The 19,298-nt window shown below is 75.4% G+C and carries 2 protein-coding genes and 1 pseudogene; all 3 read right to left on the bottom strand.

Annotated elements, in window-relative coordinates:
* On the bottom strand, window positions 1-1,801 hold a 1,801-nt coding region (locus ACIA8N_RS36295), incomplete at its 3' end, for a type I polyketide synthase (protein ID WP_399416893.1).
* 179 nt (window positions 1,802-1,980) lie between these two features.
* Window positions 1,981-7,467: pseudogene (locus ACIA8N_RS36300) on the bottom strand (SDR family NAD(P)-dependent oxidoreductase); the annotation flags it as partial.
* Window positions 7,468-7,581: 114 nt separating this feature from the next.
* Window positions 7,582-19,298: SDR family NAD(P)-dependent oxidoreductase (locus tag ACIA8N_RS36305; protein ID WP_399416892.1), on the bottom strand; the 11,717-nt coding region annotated here is incomplete at its 5' end.

A 19,298-nucleotide genomic window follows, 5' to 3' on the forward strand; every position in this document is an offset into this window, starting at 1 on the left:
ACGCCGCCGCGAACGCCGGAAACGACGCGTACAACTCCTGCGCCATCCCGACCCGCTGCGCACCCTGACCCGTGAAGAGGAAGCCGAGCCGGCCGCCCGCGCGTTCGCCGCGCACCAGGCCCGGAGCCGTACCGCCCTCGGCGAGCGCCTTCACGCCCTCCAGGAGTTCGGCCCGGTCGCTGCCGGTCACCACGGCGCGGTGGTCGAGGGACGCGCGGCCCGTCGCGAGGGAGAAGCCGACGTCGAGGGGGGTGAGGGCGGCGGCCTCGTCGGAGACGTGGTCGTACAGGCGGCGGGCCTGGTCCCGCAGGGCCGCCTCCGTCCTGCCGGAGATCAGCCAGGGCACGACGGGCAGGGCGGACGGGGCGGACAGGGCGACCGGCGTCGCCGGGGTCTCCCCCGCCTTCGTCGTGTCGGCCGGGGAGTCCGCCGCCGTGTCGGCGGGCGGCTGCTCGATGATCACGTGGGCGTTGGTGCCGCTGACGCCGAAGGCGGAGACGGCGGCGCGGCGGGCGCGCTCGGTGGCCGGCCAGTCGCGGGCCTCGGTGAGCAGTTCGACGGCGCCGGAGTCCCAGTCGGCCATCGGCGTGGGCGTCTCCACGTGCAGGGTGCGGGGCAGCACGCCGTGGTCGATGGCCTGGATCATCTTGATGACGCCGCCGACACCGGCGGCGGCGACGGTGTGCCCGATGTTCGACTTGAGGGAGCCCAGGTAGAGCGGGCGGTCCTCGGGGCGGCCCTGGCCGTACGTGGCGAGCAGGGCCCGCGCCTCGATCGGGTCGCCGAGCCGCGTCCCCGTACCGTGCGCCTCCACGACGTCGACGTCGGCGGCGGTCAGGCCCGCGTCGGCGAGGGCCTGACGGATGACCCGCTCCTGGGAGGGGCCGTTGGGGGCGGTGAGGCCGTTCGACGCGCCGTCCTGGTTGACGGCCGAGCCGCGGATCACGGCGAGGACGCGGTGGCCGTTGCGGCGGGCGTCGGACAGCTTCTCGACGAGGAGCATGCCGACGCCCTCGGACCAGGAGGTGCCGTCCGCTTCGGCGGAGAAGGACTTGATGCGGCCGTCGGGGGCCAGGCCGCTCTGCCGGGAGAAGTCGACGAACCCGCCGGGGGTCGCGGTCACCGTGACGCCGCCGGCCAGGGCGAGGTCGGACTCGCCGGAGCGGAGCGACTGGACCGCCAGGTGGAGGGCGACGAGCGAGGAGGAGCAGGCGGTGTCGACGGAGACCGCCGGGCCCTCCAGGCCGAGGCTGTAGGAGATGCGGCCGGAGGCGACGCTGCTGAGCTTGCTGGTCAGCAGGTAGCCCTCGAACTCCTCGGGGCCTTCCAGGCCCAGGTAGCTCTGCTCGATGATGCCCGCGAAGACGCCGGTGCGGCTGCCGCGCAGGGTCTCGGGATCGATGCCGGCCTGTTCGAGCGCCTCCCAGGAGGTCTCCAGGAGGAGGCGCTGCTGCGGGTCCATGGAGAGGGCCTCGCGGGGCGAGATCCCGAAGAAGCCGGCGTCGAAGAGGGCGGCGTCGTGCAGGAAGCCCGCCTGGCGGGTGTACGAGGTGCCGGGGCGGCCCGGGTCGGGGTCGTAGAGGCGCTCCAGGTCCCAGCCGCGGTCGGTGGGGAAGTCGGTGATGGCGTCGGTGCCGTCGGCGACCAGCTGCCACAGGTCCTCGGGCGAGGCGACGCCGCCGGGGAACCGGCAGGCCATGCCGACGACGGCGATCGGCTCCGACTCGGCCGCCTCGAGCTCGGCGATCTTTCGGTTCGCCTTCTGCAGGTCGACGGTGACCCGCTTCAGGTACTCGACCAGCTTCTCTTCGTTCGACGGGTTGGACATCGGGTTCGTGCTCTCCTCGGGCGAAGGCGGAGTGGCGACGGCTGACTGGCGGGACGGCTGAGGGGCGGGGGCCTGCCGCGTGGCGGGGGCCGGGCCGTCCGGTGGGAAGGGGGTCCTCCGGACGGCCCGGCTTCCCGGGCTGGGGCGGGGCTCTAGCGGCCGAGTTGGTTGTCGATGAGGCTGAAGAGTTCGTCGACCGAGGCCGACTCGATGGCGTCGGACGCGTCGGCCTCGGGCTCCGCGGCCGACGCCGTCCCGTCCGTCCCCTCGATCTGGGAGAGCAGCGCCCGCAGGCGGGCGGAGACGGCGGACCGGTCGGCGTCGTCCTTGGAGACCGCGGCCAGCTTCCGTTCCACCTGGTCCAGTTCGTCGAGGAGCGCCTGGCCGGGGTCCGGGGCCTGCGGGACGAGGCAGTCCCGCAGATAGGCGACGAGGGCGGCAGGGGTGGGATGGTCGAAGACGAGGGTGGCGGGCAGTTTGACGCCGGTGGCGGTGCCGATCCGGTTGCGCAGGTCGACCGCGGTGAGCGAGTCGAAGCCCAGGTCCTGGAAGGCCCGTTCGGGGGCGATGGTCTCGGCGTCGCTGCGGCCCAGGACGGCGGCCACGTCGGTCAGCACGAGGGTGAGGAGCAGCTGGTCCCGCTCGACCTCGCTGAGGTCGGCGAGGCGGGCGGTGAGTTCGGCCGCCTGGTCGACGGCCGGGCCGTTCGCCAGGCCGCCGGACTGGGCGACGCGGCGCCCGGGCAGGGCGGCGAGCTCGGTCAGGAGGGCGGGGATCCGGGGCTGGGCCCGGACGGCGGAGACGCCGACCGGGGTGGCGACGAGCGCGGCCCGGCCGTCGGCGGTGGCCCGGTCGAAGAGGGAGAGGCCCTCGACGCGGGCGATCGGGCGGAAGCCGTCCCGGGCGAAGCGGTTGAGGTCGCCCTCGGAGAGGTCCGCGTTGATGCCGCCGAGCTGCCACAGGCCCCAGGCGATGGAGGTCGCGGCCAGGCCGTGGGCGCGGCGGTGGGCGGCGAGGCCGTCGAGGAAGGCGTTGGCGGCGGCGTAGTTGGCCTGCCCGGGGCCGCCGAGGACGCCGACGGTGGAGGAGAAGAGCACGAACGCGTCGAGCTCCAGGTCCCGGGTCAGGTCGTGCAGGTGCCAGGCGGCGTCCGCCTTGGCCCGCAGGACGGTGTCGAGCCGGTCGTCGGTGAGCGCGGGTATCAGACCGTTGTCGAGGACGCCCGCGGTGTGGACGACGGCGGTCAGAGGGTGTTCGGCCGGGATGGCGGCGAGGACCTGGGCCAGGGTTCCGCGGTCGCCGGCGTCACCGGCGACGACGGTGACGTGGGCGCCGATGCCCCGCAGGTCGTCCAGGATCAGCTGTACGTGCTCCGCCCGGTCTCCGGTGCGGGAGAGGAGCACGAGCCGGGAGGCGCCGTGCTCGGCGACGAGGTAGCGGGCGAACTCGGCGCCGAGGGTGCCGGTGCCGCCGGTGACGAGGACGGTGCCGCCGGCCTTCCAGTCGGGGGCCCGGCCGGCGGGGGTGCCGGTGACGGGGACGCGGCGCAGGCGCGGCAGGAGGACCGTGCCGTGGCGGAGGGCGGCCTGCGGTTCGCCGGAGGCGGCGAGGGCGGCGAGGGCGGTGAGCTGCTCGGGGGCGAGGGCGGCGAGCCGCTCGTAGGAAGCGTCGGTGTCCGTACCGGTGTCGATGACGGCGATACGGTCCGGGGCCTCCGACTGGGCCGAGCGGAGCAGGCCCCACACGGCCGCGCCCGGCAGGTCGGTGACGTCCTCGCCGTCGGCGGTGGCCACCGCGCCCGAGGTGACGACGGCGAGCCGGGTCCCCTCCAGACGCTCGTCGGCCAGCCACTCCCGTACCAGGGCGAGGACCTTCCGGGTGGCGGTACCGGTGGCGGCGGCCTGGTCGGCGCCGGGTTCGGCGGGGGCCCACGGAACGAGCACGGTGTCGATGCGGGTGCCGGAGGCGAGGGCCGTGGCCACGGCGGCCGGGTCCGGGTAGCGGGGGTGGCCGGGGTCGCCGCCGGTGCCGTCCGGGTCCAGGACGGCCCAGGCGGACGGCTCGGCGGGCTCGGGCAGGGAGCCGGCGGGGGTCCAGTCGACGTGGAAGAGCGACTCGCGTCCGGTGCTGTCGCCGCCGACGGCTGCCCTGAACTGCTCGGTGGGCATGTCGCGGAAGACGACGGACTCGACCGAGACCACGAGGTCGCCGGCCGCGTCGGCCAGCTGGAGCGAGATGGAGTCGTCGTCGATCTCGGTGACACGGGCCCTGACGGCGGTGGCGCCGGTGGCGTGGAGCCGTACCCCGTACCAGTCCGCGGGGACCGGGATCGTACCGCCGGCGGGGTTGGCGGGACGGACGGGCAGGGCGGCCTGGAGCAGGACGGGGTGAAGGCCGTACCGGCCGGCGTCGGCCTGGAGGCTGTCGGGGAGCTGGATCTCGGTGGTCCGGCCCGGGGCGTTCTCGTCCCAGGTGAGGGAGGCGGCGACCTCGGGCTCCTCGGTGAGGTACCAGCCCTCGGCGTGCATGGTCCACGGCGCGTCGAAGTCGTCGGGACGGGAGTACAGGCAGAGGCAGTGGCGTCCGGTGTCGTCCGGGGTGCCTGCCCTGACCTGGATCTGGATGTTGCCCTCCTCGGGGAGGACCAGCGGCACCTGGAGGTTGAGCTCGTCGAGGGCCGGGTGGCCGATCAGGTCGCCCGCGTGGATGGCGAGTTCGACGAGGGCGGAGGCGGGGAGGACGGGTGAGCCGAGGACGACGTGGTCGGCGAGCCACGGGTGGCTCTTGAGGGAGAGCCGGCTGGTGAAGAGGATCTGGTTGAAGCCGGCCACGGTGATGGGCGAGCCCAGGACGGGGTGGCCGGTGGTGGGGGCGCCGTTGCCGAAGGTCTCGGGAACGGGGCGGGATTCGAGCCAGTAGCGCTGGCGCTGGAAGGCGTACGTGGGGAGGGGCACCTGCCGGGCGCCGGTGCCCTCGTACAGCGCCCGCCAGTCGACCGGCACCCCGCGCGTGAACAGTGTCCCGACCGCCGCGAGGAGGGTGGTGACCTCGTCGCGGCCGCGACGCAGGGCGGGGACGGCGCCTTCGGCGAGGGCGGAGAGGATCCCGTCGGGACCGATCTCCAGGGAAGACGTGACGCCCTCGGCGGTCAGCGACTCCACGGCGTCGGCGAAGCGGACGGTGCCGCGCACCTGGTCGGCCCAGTACTGGGCGGATCGCAGATCCTCGCCCGTGGCGAGCTTCCCCGTCACCGTGGAGACCACCGCGATACGAGGGGAGGCGTACGTCAGTTCGGACGCGACGGCCTTGAACTCCTCCAGCATCGGGTCCATCAGCGGCGAGTGGAAGGCGTGGCTCACCGTCAGACGCTTGGTCTTGCGGCCCTGCTCCTCCAGGCGCGCAGCCACCGTGAGGACGGCCGACTCCTCGCCGGAGACGACGACGGACTGCGGCCCGTTGACCGCGGCGATCGACACAGCGCCTTCGAGGAGCGGCAGGACCTCGTCCTCCGTCGCCTGCACGGCGACCATCGCGCCGCCCTTCGGCAACGCCTGCATCAACCCCGCACGCGCCACCACCAGACGGACCGCGTCCTCAAGCGAGAACACCCCCGCCACATGCGCCGCCGCGATCTCACCGATCGAATGACCGGCCACGAAATCGGGCTTCACACCCCACGACTCGACCAGACGGAACAGAGCGACCTCGACCGCGAACAGCGCCGGCTGCGTCCACCCCGTCTCGTCCAGACCCTCACCCGAGGTGATCACCTCACGGACGGAGCCGCCAAGACCCGCGTCCAGGAGGCGGGCCGCCTCGTCGAAGGCGGAGGCGAAGACGGGGAAGGCGGCGTGGAGCTCCTGTGCCATGCCGGGGCGCTGGGCGCCCTGGCCGGTGAAGAGGAAGCCGAGCCGGCCGCCCGCGCGTTCGCCGCGCACCAGGCCCGGAGCCGTACCGCCCTCGGCGAGCGCCTTCACGCCCGCGAGGAGTTCGGCCCGGTCGCGGCCGGTCACCACGGCGCGGTGGTCGAGCGACGCACGGCCGGTCGCGAGGGAGAAGCCGACGTCGAGGGGGGACACGCCGAGGTCGGCCGTCAGCCGGGCGTAGAGCCGCCGGGCCTGGTCGCGGAGCGCGTCCGCCGTCTTGCCGGACACGGTCCACGGCACGACCGGGAGGGCCGTCGCCCCCGCACTCGCCCCCGGGGTGACCTTCCCCGTCGACTCGGCCGTCGCCTCCGGGGTCCGCTCGGCGGACTCCGCCGGGGCCTCCTCGGCCGGCGCCTCCTCGATGATCACGTGCGCGTTGGTGCCGCCGAAGCCGAACGAGGAGACGGCGGCGCGGCGCGGGGCGCCGGTCTCCGGCCACGGCCTGGCCTCGTGGAGGAGGGAGACGGCGCCCGCGTCCCAGTCGACGTGGGTGGTCGGCTCGTCGATGTGCAGGGTGCGGGGCAGCACGCCGTGGTCCATGGCCTGGATCATCTTGATGATGCCGCCGACACCGGCCGCTGCCTGGGCGTGGGCGATGTTCGACTTGAGGGAGCCCAGGTAGAGCGGGCGGTCCTCGGGGCGGTCCTGGCCGTAGGTGGCGAGCAGCGCCTGCGCCTCGATCGGGTCGCCGAGCCGCGTCCCCGTACCGTGCGCCTCGACGGCGTCGATGTCGGCGGGGGTGAGGCCGGCGCCGGCGAGGGCCTGGCGGATGACGCGCTCCTGCGCCGGACCGTTGGGCGCGGTCAGGCCGTTGGAGGCACCGTCCTGGTTGACGGCCGAGCCCCGCATGACGGCGAGGACCTGGTGGCCGTTGCGCCGGGCGTCGGACAGCTTCTCGACGAGGAGGAGGCCCACGCCCTCGGCCCAGCCGGTGCCGTCGGCGTCGGCGGAGAAGGACTTGCTGCGGCCGTCGGCGGCGAGCCCGCGCAGGCGGGAGAACTCGACGAAGGCGACCGGCGTCGACATGACGGTGACCCCGCCGGCGAGGGCCAGGTCGCACTCGCCGCGCCGCAGGGCGTTGGCCGCCAGGTGGAGGGCGACGAGCGAGGAGGAGCAGGCGGTGTCGACGGTGACGGCCGGGCCTTCGAGGCCGTACGTGTAGGAGAGGCGGCCGGAGGCGATGGAGCCGGCGCTGCCGCTGAAGAGGTAGCCCTCGAAGCCCTCCGGCGGGAGGTGGGGGCGTGAGCCGTAGTCGTTGTACATGACGCCGGCGAACACCCCGGTCCTGGTGCCCTTGAGCGAGACCGGGTCGATGCCGGCCCGCTCGAAGGTCTCCCAGGCGGTCTCCAGGAGGAGGCGCTGCTGCGGGTCGGCGGCGAGGGCCTCGCGGGGGGACATGCCGAACAGCTCGGGGTCGAAGAGGTCGGCGTCGTAGAGGAAGCCGCCTTCGCGGGAGTACGAGGTGCCGACCTGCTCCGGGTCCGGGTTGTAGAGGGTCTCCAGGTCCCAGCCGCGGTCGGTGGGGAAGTCGGAGACGGCGTCGACCCCGTCGGCCACCAGCTGCCACAGGTCCTCGGGGGACGAGACGCCTCCCGGGTAGCGGCAGGCCATGGAGACGATGGCGATCGGCTCCTGTTCCTTGTCCTCGACCTCGCGCAGACGCTTGCGGGCGTCTCGGGCGTCGGCGATGGCCCTCTTGAGGTATTCGCGGAGTTGTACCTCGTCAGCCACGTGAATTCAGCTCCCCGGGGGTGGTGTGTCCGATGGCCAGTGGGTGGGTGGTGGCCGGTGTTTCCGGTGCTTCCGGTGTTCCGGCGGGACGCCGGGTCATTCGAGTTCGTCCAGGAGCGCGAAGAGCTCCTCGTCGCTCGCCGTCTCCAGGTCCTGGTCGTCGGCGGTGTCCTCGGGCCGTCCGGGGTCGCCGGCGCCCTCGGCCGCCCTGAGCAGTTCCTTGAGCCGTGCGGTGATCAGGTCGCGCGCCTCCTGGTCCGGTGCGGCGACGGCGATGGCCGCCTCCAGGCCGGCGAGGGGGGCGAGGACCGGTTCGGCCGGCGAGGCCTCCTCGACGGCCAGTTCGCCGAGCAGGTGGGCGGCGAGCGCCTGCGGCGACGGGTGGTCGAAGACGAGGGTGGTCGGCAGCCGCAGTCCGGTCGCCCGGTTGAGCTGGTTGCGCAGTTCGACGGCGGTGAGGGAGTCGAAGCCGAGTTCCTGGAAGGCCCGGTCGGCCTCGATGCGGCCGGGGTCGCCGTGTCCGAGGACACCGGCCACCTGGGCGCGTACGAGGTCGGTGAGGGCGCGTTCCCGCTCGGCGGGGCCGAGGGCGGCGAGCCGCTGGGCGAGCGAGGCCTCGTCGGTGGTCCCGCCGCTCGCGGCGGTGGTGGTGCGGCGCTTGGCCGGGCCGGCGAGGGCGCGCAGGACGGGCGGCAGTTCGTCGCCCCTGCTGCCGAGGACCGCCGTGTCGAGGCGGGTGACGGCGAGGACGGGTTCGCCGGTGGCGGGGGCCGCGTCGAAGAGGGCCATCGCCTCCTGGGAGGCGAGGGGCCGCAGGCCCACGCGGGCCAGGCGGCGCAGGTCGGTCTCGTCGAGGCTGCCGGAGATCGTGCTCGCCTGGGCCCACAGGCCCCAGGCGAGGGAGATGCCGGGCAGGCCGTGGGCGCGGCGGTGGGCGGCGAGGGCGTCGAGGAAGGTGTTGCCGGCCGCGTAGTTGGCCTGGCCCGCGGTGCCGATGAGGCCGGCGACGGAGGAGTAGAGGACGAAGGCGGTGAGGTCGAGGTCGCGGGTGAGTTCGTGGAGGTTCCAGGCGGCGTCGACCTTGGGGCGCAGGACCTTGTCCAGCTGGTCGGCGGTGAGCCGGGCGGCGACGCCGTCGTCGAGGACGCCCGCGGTGTGCACGACGGCGGTCAGCGGGTGTTCGGCCGGGACGGCGGCGAGGACGCGGGCCAGGGAGTCGCGGTCGGTGACGTCGCAGGCGACGGTCTCCGCGTGGGCTCCGAGCGCCTCCAGTTCGGTGTGGAGTTCGGCGGCGCCGGGGGCGTCGGGGCCGCGGCGGCTGAGGAGCAGCAGGCGGCGGGCGCCGTGTTCGGTGACGAGGTGCCGGGCGAGGACGGCGCCGAGGGCTCCGGTCGCGCCGGTGACGAGGACGGTGCCCCGGTCCCAGCGGGGGGCCTGGGTGTCGGCCGCGGGGGCGGTGCGGGTGAGGCGGGGGACGGTGAGGGTTCCGCCGCGTACGGCGACCTGCGGTTCGCCGCTGGCGACGGCGGCGTCGAGCCCGCTGTCGGTGGGGGCGGCGGGGTCGAGGTCGACGAGGACGATGCGGCCGGGGTTCTCGGTCTGGGCGGACCTGAGGAGGCCCCAGACTCCGGCGTGGGCCAGGTCGGTGACGTCCTCGGTGCCGACGGCGACGGCTCCGCGGGTGGTGACGACGAGCCGGGTGTCGGAGAGCCGGTCGTCGGCGAGCCAGCCCTGCACGGTGTCGAGGACTCCGGCGACGGAGGCCCTGGCCCGCTCGGGCAGCGTTCCCGCGGTGTCGGCCGGGTCGGCGGCGGCGGGCAGGAGGAGTACGGCGGGTGCCGGGGCGCCCGCGTCGAGCGCGGCGGCGAGGGCGGGCACGTCCTCGTACGCGTCGCCGTGTCCGAGCACCGCCCAGCCGGTACGGGCCGGGGTGGCCGTGCCGGTGGGGGGCAGGGCCGTCCAGCCGAGGCCGAAGAGGCCGTCGCGGGCGGCCGTTCCGGCTTCGCGGAGGGCCTCCTCGGACAGCGGGCGCAGCAGCAGCGAGTCGGCGGCTGCGACGGGTGCGCCCGCGCCGTCGGCGACGGTGAGCGCGACCCGCAGGGAGTCGACGCCGGACCGGTCGAGGGAGAGCCGGACGCGCAGGACGGTCGCCCCGGTGGCGTACAGGCTCACGCCGGACCAGGAGAACGGCAGCCAGGAGGGGCCTTCGGGCTCGGCGACGCCGGGGAGCAGCGGGTGCAGGGCGGCGTCGAGGAGGGCCGGGTGGAGGCCGAAGCGGGGGGCGTCGGCGCGGTGGGCCTCGTCGAGGACGACCTCGGCGAAGAGTTCGCCCTCGGTCTTCCAGAGGCGGCGCAGCCCCTGGAAGGCGTTCTCGTAGCCGTATCCGGCGGTGGCGAGCCGGTCGTACACGCCGTCGAGGCCGACTTCGGCGGCGCCGGCCGGGGGCCAGGCGAGCAGCCCCTCGGGGGTGGCGGCGCCGCTGCCGAGGCGTCCTTCGGCGTGCAGGGTCCACGGCAGGTCCGTGTCGTCGCCGCGGCCCTGGTCGGGCCGGGCGTAGACGGCGAGGGTGCGGCCGCCGGTCGCGTCGGGTTCGCCGACGACGACCTGGAGCTGGACGGCGCCCCGCTCGGGCAGGATCAGCGGCGCGGCGAGCGTCAGTTCGTCGACGCGGTCGCAGTCGACCTGTTCGGCGGCGCGGAAGGCGAGGTCGAGGAGGCCGGTGGCGGGCAGGAGGACGGTGCCGCGGACGGCGTGGCCCTCCAGCCAGGGGTGTGTGCGGCGGGAGAGGCGGCCGGTGAAGAGGTACGCGTCGCGGTCGGCGACCCGGACGGCCGCGCCGAGCAGCGGGTGGCCGCCGTCGGCGAGGCCGAAGCCCTCGGCGTCGCCGGGGGTGGCCGATCCCTCCAGCCAGTAGCGGGCGTTCTCGAAGGCGTACGTGGGCAGGTCGACCCGGCGGGCGCCGGGGAAGTACGACTGCCAGTCGGGGCGGGTGCCGCGCAGCACGATGCCGGTGAGGGCGGTGGCGACGGTCTCGGCCTCGGGCCTGCCGGACCGGAGCAGCGGGGCGAGGAAGCCGGCCTCGCGGGTCAGGCACTCCTGGGCCATGGCGGTGAGGACGCCGTCGGGGCCCATCTCCAGGTAGTCGGTGACGCCGAGTTCCTCGAGGTGGCGGACGCCGTCGTGGAAGCGGACCGCCTCGCGGATGTGGCCGACCCAGTAGTCGGGCGAGGTGAGCTGTTCGGTGGTGGCGAGGACGCCGGTGACGTTGGAGACGACGGGGATGCGGGGCGCGTGGTAGGTGAGGCCCTCGGCGACGTGCCGGAACTCGTCGAGCACCTCGTCCATGTGCGGGGAGTGGAAGGCGTGGCTGACGGGCAGCCGCTTGGTCTTGCGGCCGCGGATGCGCCAGACGGTCCTGATCTCCTCGACGAGCTCCTCGTCGCCGGAGATGACGGTGGCCCGGGGGCCGTTGACGCCGGCGACGGCGACGGAGTCGTAGTCGTAGTCGGCGAGCAGGGACCGTACCTCCTCCTCTCCCGCCTGGATCGCGGCCATCGCGCCGCCCTCGCGGGCGGCCTGCATGAGGCGGCCGCGTTCGGCGACGAGCGTGCACGCGTCGGCGAGGTCGAGGACTCCGGCGAGGTGGGCGGCGGTGACCTCGCCGATGGAGTGGCCGAGGAGGTAGTCGGGGGTGATTCCGTGGTGCTCGGCGAGCCGGAAGAGGGCGACCTCGATGGCGAAGAGCGCGGACTGGGTGAAGGCGGTCTGGTCGATCAGCGCCGAGTCCGCCGAGCCGTCGGGGGCGAAGAGGACGTCCTTGACGGGCCGGAACAGTTCGGTGTCGAGGTGCCTGCACACCTCGTCGAGGGCCTGCCGGAACACCGGGGACGACTCGTACAGCTCGCGTCCCATGCCGAGCCGCTGGCTGCCCTGTCCGGTGAACAGGAAGGCCGTCTTGCCGCGGCGTCCGGCGGCCGCACGGGCCACGGCGGGCGTCGACTCGCCTCGGGAGAGGGCCGCGAGGCCGTCCATGAGGGTGGTGCGGTCGGCGCCGAGGACGGCGGCGCGGTGCTCCAGGGTGGCGCGGGTGGTCGCCAGGGAGAAGCCGACGTCGGCCGGGGCGAGTTCCGGGTGTTCGGTGAGGTGGTGGTGCAGGCGGCCGGCCTGGCGGCGCAGGGCGGTCTCGTCCTTCGCGGTGAGGATCCACGGCAGGAGGCCGTTGTCGGCGGCGGCCGGGTCGGCCGGGGCGGCCACTGCGGCTTCTGCGGCCGGGGATCCGGCGGTGGCGACGGCGACCCGGGCGGCCGGAACGGCCGCGGCCGGGACGGGGGCCGGGGTGTCGGGGGCCTGCTCCAGGATGACGTGGGCGTTGGTGCCGCTGATGCCGAAGGAGGACACCGCCGCGCGGGCGGGACGGCCGGTGGCCGGCCACTCCCTGGCCTCGGTGAGCAGCTCGACCGCGCCGGCCTCCCAGTCGATGTGGGGGGAGGGGTCCTCGGCGTGGAGGGTCTTCGGCAGGGTGGCGTGCCGCATCGCCTGGATCATCTTGATGACGCCGCCGACACCGGCCGCGGCCTGCGCGTGCCCGATGTTCGACTTGAGGGAGCCGAGGTAGAGCGGGCGGTCCTCGGGGCGGTCCTGGCCGTACGTGGCGAGCAGCGCCTGCGCCTCGATCGGGTCGCCGAGGCTCGTGCCGGTGCCGTGCGCCTCGACGGCGTCGACGTCGGCGGGGGTGAGGCCCGCGCCCGCGAGGGCCTGGCGGATGACGCGCTCCTGCGCCGGACCGTTGGGCGCGGTCAGGCCGTTGGAGGCGCCGTCCTGGTTGACGGCCGAGCCCCGCATGACGGCCAGGATCTGGTGGCCGTTGCGGCGGGCGTCGGACAGCTTCTCGACGAGGAGGAGGCCCACGCCCTCGGCCCAGCCGGTGCCGGAGGCGTCGGCGGAGAAGGAGCGGCAGCGGCCGTCCTCGGAGAGGCCGCGCTGGCGGGAGAACTCCACGAAGGTGCTCGGGCCCGACATGACGGTGACGCCGCCGGCGAGCGCGAGGTCGCACTCGCCCTGGCGCAGGGCGTTGGCCGCCAGGTGGAGGGCGACCAGGGAGGAGGAGCAGGCGGTGTCGACGGTGACGGCCGGGCCTTCGAGGCCGTACGTGTAGGAGAGGCGGCCGGAGACGACGCTGGAGAGGTTGCCGGCGAGGAGGAAGCCCTCGAACTCCTCGGGGCTCTTGGCGAGCCGCGAGGCGTAGTCGTCGTACATGGCGCCGGTGAAGACGCCGGTGCTGGTGCCGCGCAGGAGGGCCGGGTCGATGCCGGCGCTCTCGAAGGTCTCCCAGGCGGTCTCCAGGAGGAGGCGCTGCTGCGGGTCGGTGGCGGTGGCCTCGCGCGGGGACATCCCGAAGAACGCCGGGTCGAACCGGTCGGCGTCGTGGAGGAAGCCGCCGTGGCGGACGTAGGAGGTGCCGGTCTTCTCCGGATCCGGGTCGTAGAGGGAGTCCAGGTCCCAGCCCCGGTTGTCGGGGAACTCGCTGATGGCGTCGGTGCCTTCGACGACGAGGCGCCACAGGTCCTCGGGCGAGGAGACGCCGCCGGGGAAGCGGCAGGCCATGCCGACGATGGCGATGGGCTCGTCGGCGGCCGCCGCGGTGCGGCGGGCCGGGGCGGCCGTGGCGGGCTTGGCGCCCGCGGCCTGCCGGTGCAGGTAGGCGGCGAGGGCGGCGGGCGAGGGGTGGTCGAAGACGGCGGTGGCGGGCAGCCGCAGTCCGGTGGCGGTGTTGAGCCGGTTGCGCAGCTCCACTCCGGCCAGGGAGTCGAAGCCGATCTCCTTGAAGGCGCGTTCGGGGTCGATGCCCTCGGGGCTGCTGTGACCGAGGACGCCGGCGACGATGCCGCGGACGAGGTCGGTGGCGGCGGCGCGGCCGTCCTCCTCGGAGAGGGTGGCGAAGCGGCGGGCCCACTCTGTGCCGCCCCCTGCGGCGCCGGCCGTGGCGCCCTGGGCGGCCCGCGCGGCGGGCCGGGGGCGGATCAGGCCGCGCAGCAGGGCGGGCGGGTTGCCGTCGGCGGCGCCGCGCAGCCGGGCCAGGTCGAGGAGGGCGGGGACGACGAGGGCGTCGCCGCCGTGCAGGGCGGTGTCGAAGAGGGCGAGGCCGGTGGCCGGGTCGAGCGGGTCGACGCCGGCGCGGGCCCAGCGGGCCAGGTCGGCGTCGCCGAGCTGGGCGCCCATGCCGTGGCTGGAGTCCCACAGGCCCCAGGCCAGTGAGGTGGCGGCCAGGCCGTGGGCGTGGCGGTGGGCGGCGAGCGCGTCGAGGTAGGTGTTGGCGGCGGCGTAGTTGGCCTGTCCCGCGGTGCCGGTGATGCCGGAGACGGAGGAGAACAGGACGAAGGCGGTGAGGTCCAGGTCCCGGGTCTGGTCGTGCAGGTTCCAGGCGGCGTCGACCTTGGGCCGCAGGACGTTCGCGAGCTGGTCGGGGGTGAGGGACTCGACGGTGGCGTCGTCGACGATGCCGGCGGTGTGCACGACCGCGGTGAGCGGGTGCGCGGGGTCGACGGCGTCCAGGAGGGCGGCGACGGCGTCCGGGTCGGCGGCGTCGGCGGCGACCGTGGTCACCCGGGCGCCGAGCTCGGCGAGTTCGTCGGCGAGCCGGTCGGCGCCGGGCGTGGCGGGTCCGCGGCGGCTGGCGAGCAGCAGGTGGCGTACGCCGTGCCCGGTGACGAGGTGGCGGGCGAGGAGGCCGCCGAGGCCGCCGGTGCCGCCGGTGACCAGGACGGTGCCCTGCGGGTCGATGCGGGGCGCGTCGGCGGGGGCGGCGGCCCGGTCGCGGGTGAGGCGGGGGGCGTACAGGCGGGTGCCGCGCAGGGCGAGCTGCGGTTCCCCGGTGGCGAGGGCGGCGGGCAGCCGCTCCTCGGCCTCGGGGGTGCCGTCGAGGTCCAGGACGACGAACCGGTCGGGGTGTTCGCTCTGGACGGCGCGCAGCAGGCCCCAGACGGGGGCGGCGGACAGGCCGTCGACGTGCTCGCCGGCGGCGGTGGCGACGGCCGAGGTGGTGGCGAAGGCGAGACGGATGCCGTCGAAGCGGTCGTCGGCGAGCCAGCGCTGGATGAGCGCGAGGGCGCGGGCGGCGGTGTCGTGGGCGGCGGCCGGGGTGTGCGCGCCGTCCGGGGTGGGGGCGCCTTCCGCGGTCTGGGTGTCTTCCGCGGTCTGGGTGTCTTCCGCGGTGTGGGCGCCTTCCGCGGTGACGCGGACGAGGAGGACGTCGGCGTCGAGTCCTTCCGGGTCCGGGAGGACGCCGTCGGTGAGCGCGGCGGATTCGACGATGCGGGGCGCGGCTCCGCCGGCCGGGGTGAGCGCGGTCCAGGCGACGGTGAACAGGCCGTCCGTGGTGGCGACGGGCGCGAGCCGGTCCTTGGCGACGGGCCGCAGCATCAGCGAGTCGACGGCGGCGACGGGGGCTCCGGCGGCGTCGGCGAGGTGCAGGCTCACGGTGTCGGTGCCGGTCCGCTCGATGCGGACGCGGACGGTGGTGGCGCCGACGGCGTGGGTGGTGACCCCGCTCCAGGCGAACGGCAGCCGGATGGTGTCCGGTTCGGCCGGGTCGGCGGCGTCCAGGACGACCGGGTGGAGGACGGCGTCGAGCAGCGCGGGGTGGATGCCGTAGCGGGCGGCGGCCTCGTGCTGGTCGTCGGGGAGGGCGACGTCGGCGTAGCTGGTGGCGCCGTCGTCACCGCGCCACAGGGCGCGCAGGCCCTGGAAGACGGGACCGTACTCGTAACCGAGGTCGGTGAGCCGCTCGTACGCGTCGTCCAGCGGCACCGGGCGGGCGTCGCTCGGGGGCCACTCGCGCAGCTCGTCGAAGAACGGCGCGTCGGGGGCGGCGGTGGTCGCGGCGAGGGCGCCGGAGACGTGCCGGGTCCAGGCGCCCTGCTCGTCGTCCTCGGTCTCGGGCCGGGAGTACACGGTGAAGGTGCGGGTGCCGTCGGCGTCGGCGCCGTCGGGGGCGGAGACGGCGACCTGGAGGCGGACGGCGCGCTGCTCGGGGAGGGCGAGCGGGGCCTCCAGGGTGAGCTCGACGAGGTGCTCGGCGCCGGCCGCCCGGCCCGCCGCGGCGGCGAGTTCGATGAAGGCGGTGGCCGGTACGAGGACGGTGCCCTGGATGCGGTGGTCGGCGAGCCACGGGTGGCCGCTCAGCGACAGCCGGCTGGTGAGGACGAGGCCCTCGCGCTCGGCGAGGTCGACGGAGGTGGCCAGGAGGGGGTGTCCCGCCGGGTCGAGGCCGAGGCTGCGGGCGTCGGTGCGGGCCTCGGGCCTGAGCCAGTAGTGGCTGCGGCGGAAGGCGTACGTGGGCAGGTCGACGCGGGCGCCTCCGGGGTGGAGCGACGCGAGGTCGAGCGGGGCGCCGAGGGTGTGGGCGCGGGCGAGGCCGGCGGTGAGCGTGGCGTCCTGGGGGCGGCCGGACCGCTGGAGGGCGACGGCCTGGGAGGTGTCGGCCAGGAACGATCCTGCGGCCATGGCGGTGAGGACGGCGTCGGGGCCGACCTCGACGAAGGCGGTGACGCCCTCTTCCTCCAGGGTGCGGGTGGCGTCGAGGAACCGTACGGCCTGACGGATCTGCCGCACCCAGTAGTCGGCGGTGACGAGGTCGTCGCCGGTGGCGGGCAGGCCGGTGACGGTGGAGACGACCTGGAGGCGCGGCGCGCGGTAGGTGAGGCCCTCGGCGACGGTACGGAACTCGTCGAGGATCGTGTCCATGTGCGGCGAGTGGAAGGCGTGGCTGACCGTCAGGCGGCGGGTCTTGCGGCCGTGGTCGCGCCAGAGTCCGGCGAGCTCGTCGGCGGCGTCGGCGTCGCCGGAGACGACGACGGCGTCCGGGCCGTTGACGGCGGCGACGGCGAGCCGCCCCTCGTACGGGGCGAGGGTCTCGGCGACCTCGTCCTCCGCGGCCTGGATCGCGAGCATCGCGCCGCCGGGGACGGCGGCCTGCATGAGACGGCCGCGCGCGGCGACCAGGGCGGCGGCGTCGTCGAGGGAGAGGACCCCGGCGACGTGGGCGGCGGCGAGTTCGCCGATGGAGTGCCCGGCGACCGCGTCGGGGGTCAGCCCGTGCGCCTCCAGGAGCCGGTGGAGGGCGACCTCCAGGGCGAACAGGGCGGGCTGCGTGGCGCGGGTCTCGTGGAGGAGGGCGGCGCCGTCGGACGTGCCGTCGGAGGCATCGGTCCCGGCGTCGAACATGACGTCGCGCAGCGGCCGGCCGAGGTCGAGGTGCGGGTCGAGCGCGGCGCACACCTCGTCGAGCGCGGCGGCGAACGCGGGCCGCGTCTCGTACAGCTCGCGGCCCATGCCCGGGTACTGGGCGCCCTGCCCGGTGAAGAGGAACGCGGTGCGGCCCGCGCGGGCGGCGGAGCCGGTCACCAGGTGGGGGGCGTCGGCGTCCCGGCGCAGCGCGTCGAGCCCGGCGAGGAGCTCCGCCGCGTCCGTGCCGGTGACGACGGCCCGCTCGGACCAGGTGGCCCGGGTGGTGGCGAGGGAGAAGCCGATGTCGGCGGCGCCGAGCTCGGGCCGGCGCTCCAGGTGGGCGTGGAGCGCCTCGGCCTGGGCGGTGAGGGCGGCGCGGTCGGGGGCGGAGAGTGCCCAGAGGGCGGGCGCGGGGTTGCCCTCTGGGCGGTTCGAAGGAGCGGCCTCGGCGGATGCGGCGGACCCGGCGGGTGCGTCCTGCGCGGATGCGTCCTGCGCGGGCGCGTCCGCGGTCGGCGCCTCCGCAGTCGGAGCGTGCGCCGTCGGAGCGGCCTCCGCCCGCTGCTCCTCCGCCTGCTCGACGATGACGTGGGCGTTGGTGCCGCTGATGCCGAACGAGGAGACGGCGGCGCGGCGGGCGCGCTCGGTGGCCGGCCAGTCGCGTGCCTCGGTGAGCAGCTCGACGTCGCCGGCCGTCCAGTCGACGCGGGGGGTGGGCTCGCCGACGTGGAGGCTGCGCGGCAGCACGCCGTGGCGGATCGCCTGGACCATCTTGATGACGCCGCCGACACCGGCCGCGGCCTGCGCGTGCCCGATGTTCGACTTGAGCGATCCGAGATACACCGGCGCTTGGTCGCTTCGGTCGCTGCCGTAGGTGGCGAGGATCGCCTCGGCCTCGATCGGGTCGCCGAGGCGGGTGCCGGTGCCGTGCGCCTCGACGGCGTCGACGTCGGCGGGGGTGAGCCGGGCGTCGGCGAGGGCCTGCCGGATGACCCGCTCCTGGGAGGGGCCGTTGGGGGCGGTCAGGCCGTTGGAGGCGCCGTCCTGGTTGACGGCGGTGCCGCGGATGACGGCGAGGACCTGGTGGCCGTGGCGGCGGGCGTCGGAGAGCTTCTCGACGAGGAGCAGGCCCACGCCCTCGGCCCAGGAGGTGCCGTCGGCGTCGGCGGAGAAGGACTTGCTGCGCCCGTCGGCGGCGAGGCCGCGCTGCCGGGAGAACTCCACGAACATGCCGGGGGCCGACATGATCGTCGCGCCGCCCGCGATGGCGAGGGTCGTCTCGCCCTGGCGCAGCGACCGTACGGCCATGTGGAGGGCGACGAGCGAGGACGAGCAGGCGGTGTCGACGGTGAGCGCGGGGCCGACGAGGCCCAGCTGATAGGCGATACGGCCGGACATGACACTGCTGGTGGAGCCGGTCAGCAGGTGGCCCTCGACGCTCTGCGGGGCCTCGTGCAGGCGCGTGCCGTAGTCGAGGGCGGTGGCGCCGACGAAGACGCCGGTGCGGCTGCCCTTGAGGGTGTGCGGGTCGATGCCGGCGCGCTCGACGACCTCCCAGGCGGTCTCCAGGAGGAGGCGCTGCTGCGGGTCCATGGCGAGCGCCTCGCGGGGCGAGATCCCGAAGAAGCCGGCGTCGAAGAGGGCGGCGTCGTGCAGGAAGCCTCCCTCGCGTACGGAGCTCTTGCCGGAGCGCTCGGCGTCCTGGTCGTACAGGTCGTCGTCCCAGCCGCGGTCGGTCGGGAATCCGGAGATGGCGTCGGTGCCGTCGGCGACGAGGCGCCACAGGTCTTCAGGGGAGGCGACGCCGCCTGGGTAGCGGCAGGCCATGGCGACGATGGCGATCGGCTCGTCGTCCTGGAGGGGCGCGGCGAGGTACTCCTCGACGGCGCCGGCCGCGCCGGTGAGTTCGGCTTCGACGTGGGCGGTGAGCGCGGCGGGGGTGGGGTGGTCGAAGAGGAGGCCGCTGGCGAGGCGCAGGCCGGTGGCGGTGGCGAGCCGGTCGCGGAGCTCGACGGACATCAGGGAGTCGAAGCCGAGGTCCTTGAAGGACGCCCGGGCGTCGGCGCGGCGGCCCTTGTCGTAGCCGAGGACGGCGGCGATGTGCGCGGACGTCAGGTCGGTGACGGCGCGGGTCCGCTCGGCGGGGGACATCGCGGCGAGTCGGCTGCCGAGTTCGCCGCGGGGGGCGGCGGCGGGGGTGCTCGGGGCGGGGGCGGCCGGGAGGGCGGGGGTGGTGCGGTCGGCGGTGCGGGGCTCGAGCCAGTAGCGCTGGCGCTGGAAGGCGTACGTGGGGAGGGGCACCTGACGGGCGCCGGTGCCCTCGTACAGCGCCCGCCAGTCGACCGGCACCCCGCGCGTGAACAGTGTCCCGACCGCCGCGAGGAGGGTGGTGACCTCGTCGCGGCCGCGACGCAGGGCGGGGACGGCGCCTTCGGCGAGGGCGGAGAGGATCCCGTCGGGACCGATCTCCAGGGAAGAGGTGACGCCTTCGGTGGCGAGGGTGTTCACGGCGTCGGCGAAGCGGACGGTGCCACGGACCTGGTCGGCCCAGTACTGGGCGGTACGGAGTTCCTGACCGGTGGCGACCT

This window comes from Streptomyces sp. NPDC051822 (assembly GCF_044452745.1).
GTDB lineage: Bacteria > Actinomycetota > Actinomycetes > Streptomycetales > Streptomycetaceae > Streptomyces.